General features: G+C 41.9%; 5 protein-coding genes and 1 pseudogene. 1 reads left to right on the top strand and 5 read right to left on the bottom strand.

Features of this window, described 5'->3' with window-relative positions; translation table 11 throughout:
• From Q7J63_RS02500 to Q7J63_RS02480, 5 genes and pseudogenes are all read right to left on the bottom strand, one after another.
• A pseudogene (locus tag Q7J63_RS02500) lies at nucleotides 1-225 on the bottom strand (DUF4292 domain-containing protein); the annotation flags it as partial.
• Nucleotides 218-1,951, bottom strand: a complete 1,734-nt coding sequence (locus Q7J63_RS02495; protein ID WP_304883824.1) for a tetratricopeptide repeat protein — start codon at nucleotides 1,949-1,951, stop codon at nucleotides 218-220. The pseudogene Q7J63_RS02500 and the gene Q7J63_RS02495, both read right to left, overlap by 8 nt.
• Before the next feature lie 228 nt (nucleotides 1,952-2,179).
• Nucleotides 2,180-2,614 carry a dUTP diphosphatase gene (gene dut / locus Q7J63_RS02490; RefSeq protein WP_304883823.1) on the bottom strand — a complete coding sequence of 145 codons (435 nt, stop codon included), beginning with the start codon at nucleotides 2,612-2,614 and terminating at the stop codon, nucleotides 2,180-2,182.
• A gap of 163 nt (nucleotides 2,615-2,777) precedes the next feature.
• Nucleotides 2,778-4,301, bottom strand: a complete 1,524-nt coding sequence (locus Q7J63_RS02485) for a lipopolysaccharide biosynthesis protein (RefSeq protein WP_019597899.1) — start codon at nucleotides 4,299-4,301, stop codon at nucleotides 2,778-2,780.
• 19 nt (nucleotides 4,302-4,320) lie between these two features.
• The gene (locus tag Q7J63_RS02480; protein ID WP_019597898.1) at nucleotides 4,321-5,106 is read right to left on the bottom strand and encodes an enoyl-CoA hydratase/isomerase family protein; all 786 of its coding nucleotides are present in this window, start codon (nucleotides 5,104-5,106) and stop codon (nucleotides 4,321-4,323) included.
• A 225-nt stretch (nucleotides 5,107-5,331) separates the two neighbouring features.
• On the opposite strand from Q7J63_RS02480, the gene Q7J63_RS02475 reads away from it, so the two are divergent.
• Nucleotides 5,332-6,512, top strand: a 1,181-nt coding sequence (locus Q7J63_RS02475) for an NADP-dependent isocitrate dehydrogenase (RefSeq protein WP_304883822.1), incomplete at its 3' end; no start/stop codon positions are given.

Below are 6,512 nucleotides of genomic sequence, written 5' to 3'. Positions count from 1 at the left end.
TAAGACACTGTCTTTTTTTGCACGGATATTCAGGGTTCCCCGAGTAGTTTTTCCCGAAGACTCTTCAATAACGATCCTAGCCCTAGCACTAAGGTATTTGTATTCAAAATAATTCGGTATGAACTCCTCCATGATCTCATCTGAGGAATACAGGATCGGTTTTTTGGCACAGCCCGAAATGAACAAGGAAAAAATCAGCAATCCACCTAAAAGTATTTTATTCATAATATTTTTTGTCTTGTATTTTTTTATTCAGTTGGTTCGATGTTTCGTCTCCGCCTTGGGCTTTTTTCCAATAAGCAATTGCTTCGTTTCTGTTCCCAAGATGATACAAAATGTCGCCAAAGTGTTCCAGCATTACGCCGCTCGGAGTCTCCTCAATTAACAAGGCCTTTTCCATGTATTTCTTTGCCCCTTCATAGTCTTTCAGTTGAAACAACACCCATGCATGCGTGTCCAGGTAGGTTGCGTTTTCTGGAAATTTAAGGATCAATTTCCCTGACATGGTCTTTGCTTTTTCCAGGTCTTTTTTGGCCAAGGAGAGAAAATAGGCATAATTGTTCAGGACGTGCTCATCTTCAGGGTTGGTTTTGAGAACCTTTTCGTAGGCATCATATGCTTCCTGCTTCTTGCCAATGCTGTGAAAGGTATCTCCCAATTGCCCATAGACTAGGGTTTCCAATTGCTTGTTTTTGGATTGATTTACCTCCAAGGCTTTGACCAAAGATTCCTCAGCTTCCAAGGATTTCTTTTGTGCAGATTTGGCCGTGCCGTCAAAGAACCAGAAATCGGCCCTTGCAGGGAATTCCTCAACAGCGATGCTGGTATATTTTTCTATTTTATCAAAATCCTTTCCCGTCTCAAACATCATCGTAATGATTCCCTGAAGGACCTGATCGTTGGCGGAATTGATGGAGATGGATTTTTTGTAGCTTTCCAAGGCACTTACTTTGTTGCCGGCCATCATTTTCCTGTCTCCCAAGACGGTGTAGATTTCAGCATCGTTTGGGTTGTTTTCCAGCATCAGTGCTTCCAATTGATCCAAGAGCTTTTCTCTTTTTTCGGTTTTGATTTCCTGAAGGACATCAGAAAAAGCCTGTGCTTTCACTTGTGCTTCCAAATCTGGATTGCCAAATGCTTTCAATATCAGGGCCTCTGCGGTTTCCAAATCCGATTTTTCCTTATACAGTGCATATGCGGCAAGTTGGAGATCAGGCTGATTGGGGTAATTTGCCAGAGATTGTTGAATGACTAACAGCGCATCATCTGTTCTTCCGTTGTTGAAAAGAATTTCCACCAAGGAAAGTACATACTGGGAATTTCCAGGATGTGCTTCTATCAGGTTTTGGCCTTCTCGGATAGCACCGCTGAGATCATTTTTTCTCAAATAAATCCTTTGTTTTTGGATGGTGAGTTGCTCTGCAACTCCGTAATATTCTTCTGCTCGATTGAAGGCTTCCAAGGCTTTGTCGAAATCACCACTTCCCATATACAGGGAGGCAAGATCCAGAATGTAGTTTTGGTTTTCCTCCGAATTGCTCATCAGGTTTTCAAGAATATCAGCGGCTTTTTGGGGTTCGTTTTTTTTGCTGTAAACTTCCGCCATCGCCAAATTATAGTATTTGTTTTCGGGGTTTGCCGCCACAGCTTTTAAGCCGTAGGGCAATGCCTCATCAACCCGATTGGCTTTTAATAGTATTTCGGCCAATTTAAAGTTGATAGCGCCTTCATTTGGCTTGATTTCAAGCGCTTTTCGGAAATAAAAATAAGCTTTTTCATAATCCTCCAGCATCAGGTTTTTTTGACCCTCGATAAAAAGTCGGTCTGCCTTGATGTTTTGGGTTTTCTCCTTTTTCCCTATTTTGGGGGATTTATCAACTTGGGCATTGACTGTCTGGCAAAACAGCAACAGCATTGATAAACCGGCAATTATTATCCTTTCTATTTTCACACGATCAAATTTAAACTTTTGAATCCACCACTTTGGGAAATTAACGGATGGCCTTGACAAGGGTTGGATTGGGATTTTCTGAATCGAAAGTACGCTTTGGTACCTTTTCTGTTTGTGGCAACCCAATTCCACGCAAACTTAATGCCTTTTATTGTAAAGGCAGCTTATCAAATTGGATAAACGATAGGAATGGAAATAATGTGCCAGGGAATTCAAAAAGATTTGAATTTATTCCTTACCGGTACTCCCGTATCCACCCGATCCCCGCTCTGTTTCCGATAATATAGAAGAGGTTTCCCATTCTATTCGTTCGTGTTTGGCAATGATCATCTGGGCAATTCTTTCCCCATCATTGATCAGAAAGGTTTCATTGGAAAGATTGACAAGAAGGACTTTAATTTCCCCTCTATAATCCGCATCGATGGTACCTGGAGAGTTTAGGACCGTCAAGCCGTGTTTGAAGGCCAAGCCGCTCCTAGGTCGAATTTGGGCTTCAAAACCTGGCGCCAATTCCAGAAACAATCCAGTGTTTACCAATTTTCTTTCCAGTGGTTCCAATGGAATGGATTCCTCAAGGTTGGCCCTTAAGTCCATCCCTGCGGAAAGTGGCGTTTGATATTCGGGAAGAGGGTGCTTGGAATGGTTGATGACTTTGACTTTCATGGACGGGATACCTTGTGTAAAGTTTGGATAGCCAAGATTTCAAATGGCTTTTTTATGATTTTGGAACAAAATCTAAGCGGCCGATCAAATTTTAGGAAAGCGGTAGCTATTTGATTCCGGATTTTTAGATACTGTTGTATACTTGAATTGTTCAGAATCTGATTTACAGTCTTTTTGGTTTTTGTCTTGCCAAAAGCTTTTTGATTTCCTCTTTTTCAATCAACAAAACTACGAGAACAAATATTAAGACCAGTATATTTCTTCCTAAAAATTGTAATACCACCTGATCTACCTCCAGAAAAAAACCGCCATAGCTTAGTCCAAATGCCAACGCAAGGTAAAAAAGGCTCTTCCCAGTTTGGTATGGGATAAAGAAATATTTCTGCCCATAAAAATAGCAAATCGCTGACATGGTCAGATAGCAGGCCAAGGTGCTTAAGGCTCCACCCATATAGCCAATGAGTGGCACCAAAGTGAAGATTACCAGAATGGTGACAATTGCACCTACCAAAGTGATGTAAAAACTGTACTTGGTCTGATCGGTCAATTTAAACCAGATGCTGAGATTAAAATAGATGCCGAGGAATAAATATCCCAAAAGTAAAACTGGGACCATCACCATGGCTTCGATATAATCGGCTTTGATCAGGATCAGTTTTCCTATGATGTCGAGATTGACCGAGACGACAATCATCAAGGTGCAGCAGAAAATCACAAAGGCATGCATTACTCGAGCAAAGAGTTCAGGGCTGTTTTTTTCGGTTGATTGGTTGAAGAAAAAGGGCTCAGCAGCAAATTTGAATGCCTGAATGATCAAACTCATGAAGATGGCAAGTCTAAAATTGGCACCAAATATACCCCCGGCCTCCCTTGGTGTAAGCCCGGGATAGAAATTTTCGGGGATAACGTATTCGAAAAGCCATCTTGAAAAAACCTCATTGGTCACACCCGCAAGTCCCATGAAGAAAAGGGGGATGGCGTATTGCCACATCGGGGCTATGAATTTCTTGTCAAATCCCAATTTGAATTTCCCCCCAAAATAAAAAAGGATTGGGATCATGAGGGCATTGGCAATTAGATTGGAAAGCAGGATATACTCAAATCCCCATTCTGGATTGTAAAAACCAATTACCAAAGGCCGTAATTCCGTGAGAAATTCACCCTTCCAGATGTGGAAGCAGATGGCGATGAAGAAAATATTGAACCCTATATTGAACAGGATATTGCCAAGTTTTGACAGTGCAAATGTGAGGGACTTGTTCTCTACCCTGAGTTTTGCGTAGGGAATGGCCAACACTGCATCAATGGCCAATATCCAAGCCATCCATCTAAACAGGAATTCCTGTCCTTCATAGCCCAGCCAAATACTCAATTGTGGCGCGCTGAAGTAGATCAATGCGCCCAAGACAAGAGAAGTCGTCATTAATAAGGACTGGACTTGGCCATAGACTTTTTTTGGATCCAACCCTTTTCCAGTAGAAAACCGAAAAAAGGCAGTCTCCATGCCATAGGTGAAAACAATATTCAGAAAAGCGATAAATGCATAGAAGTTGGTGAATGAGCCTAGTGCCTCCTTGTCCAAATAAACAATATAAAGTGGCAGCAATAAAAAATTAATGGTTTTGCCTAGGATGCTGCTGATTCCGTAGACCGCCGTCTGTCCTGCAAGTTTTTTGAGTTGACTCATTTCAAAAAATCAAAGGGTACTATTCCCCTTTGAAAACCGGTTTTCTTTTTTCCAAGAAAGCAGAAGTACCTTCTTTGTAATCCCCCGATTTCACACACCTTGCAAAACTGTTGGCTTCCGTCTGATAACCGTTTTCTTCGGCGATGAACACCGAATTGACACAATCCACAATCATTCCGATGGCCAAGGGTGCTTTGGACATGATTTTTTTCATGATATCTTCAGCCTTCTCCATTGCCTCATCTTTTGTTGGCAAGACATGGTTGACCAATCCCAGTGCTTTTGCTTCATCTGCACCGATCATGTCTCCGGTCATCATGAGTTCATTGGCTTTTCCTCTACCGACGAGATAAGTAAGCCTTTGTGTACCACCATAACCAGGAATAATTCCAAGATTGACTTCAGGTTGACCAAATTTCGCATTGGCAACAGCGATTCTCATGTGGCAGGCCATCGCCAGCTCACAACCTCCGCCCAAGGCGAAACCGTTGACGACCGCAATGGTTGGTTTTTGGCAATTCTCAATAAGGCTAAAAATTTCCTGACCGTTTTCAGCAAATTTTCTGGCATTCAGTTCATTGAGTTTTGCGATCTCGCTGATATCTGCCCCAGCGATGAAAGCCTTTTCACCAGACCCCGTGATAATTACAGCCTTGATTTCTTTGTTGTCAACCACCTCATTAAAAATGTTCCGGAGTTCTTCAAGTGTGGCTGCATTGAGTGCATTGAGCTTGGATTCCCGATTGATGGTAAGGTAAAGGATACCACCTTTATTTTCACAGAGAATATTTTTTGATTCGGACATATTTATTGAACAGTATTAAAAATCAAATATACCATTCAGAGATCCAATCCCAAAGGATTTCTTAGAAAAATCCAATAGGTAAGGGGAAAAGCAAAGTGGTTTTTATTTTTCCGGTCATACAAAAGTTCAGAGATGTTGCTAATTTATAATAGGTTTACTCCTGCCGTCAATCAAATTTCCTTATTTTTGTAACAAAACTAAGTTTTATCCAAATCTGAAATATACATGTCATTAAAAAGAAAAATCACCGTGGCTTATGGAGACGGGATCGGTCCCGAAATCATGAAAGCCACTCTTAATATTCTACATGCGGCTGATGCTCAGATCGATATCGATGTTATTGAAATTGGCGAACAAGTTTATCTTAAAGGAATAAGCTCTGGGATGGAACCTGGCGCATTCGAATCGCTCAAAGAAACCAAGGTGTTTTTAAAGTCACCCATCACCACTCCCCAAGGAGGTGGATTCAAAAGTTTGAATGTAACCACCCGAACTTCCTTCGGTCTTTTTGCCAATGTCAGGCCTTGCAAAGCCTATTCACCCTATATCAAAACCCATTACCCTAAAACCGATTTGGTCATCATCAGGGAAAATGAGGAAGATCTCTATGCAGGAATCGAACACAGACAAACAGATGAAGTTTTTCAATGTCTTAAATTGATCTCCCGCCCAGGGTCAGAAAAAATCGTACGGTATGCTTTTGAGTATGCCAAAAAATACGGTCGGAAGAAAGTAACCTGCATGACCAAAGACAATATCATGAAGTTGGCTGATGGCTTGTTTCACAAGGTTTTTGATGAAATCGCAAAAGAATACCCAACGATTCAGACGGATCATAAGATCATTGATATCGGGACAGCATTGATTGCAGAGAGACCGGATACTTTTGATGTAATCGTAACGCTAAATCTATACGGTGACATTATATCCGACGTGGCTGCTCAAGTGACGGGATCTGTAGGTCTTGGAGGATCCGCAAATGTCGGTGAGGAAGTGGCGATGTTTGAAGCAATTCATGGATCTGCACCCGACATCGCGGGCATGGATATGGCCAATCCATCCGGATTGCTCAATGGCGCCATCATGATGCTCGTTCATATCGGACAGCCAGAGGTGGCTGAAAAAATCTCCAATGCTTGGATGAGGACCTTGGAAGATGGCATTCACACTGGGGATATTTTTCAGGAAGGCCTGTCGTCCAAAAAAGTGGGGACGCAGGAATTTGCACAGGCAGTGATCGAAAGACTGGGCCAAAGCCCGATCCATATGGTTCCTGCACATTTTGACAAATCCGACACGACTCCGATGCAGATAAAATTGAAGCCGGCAGTTCCTGTTAAGAAAACTTTGATCGGTGTGGATGTTTTCGTTGATTGGAAAGAAGGGGATAGAGACCCAAATACAAT

The sequence above is a fragment of the Rhodonellum sp. genome (genome assembly GCF_030656585.1).
Taxonomy (GTDB): Bacteria; Bacteroidota; Bacteroidia; order Cytophagales; family Cyclobacteriaceae; genus Rhodonellum; species Rhodonellum psychrophilum.
Note: the sequence above shows the minus strand (reverse complement) of the source record. Positions and strands in the feature narration are given on the sequence as shown.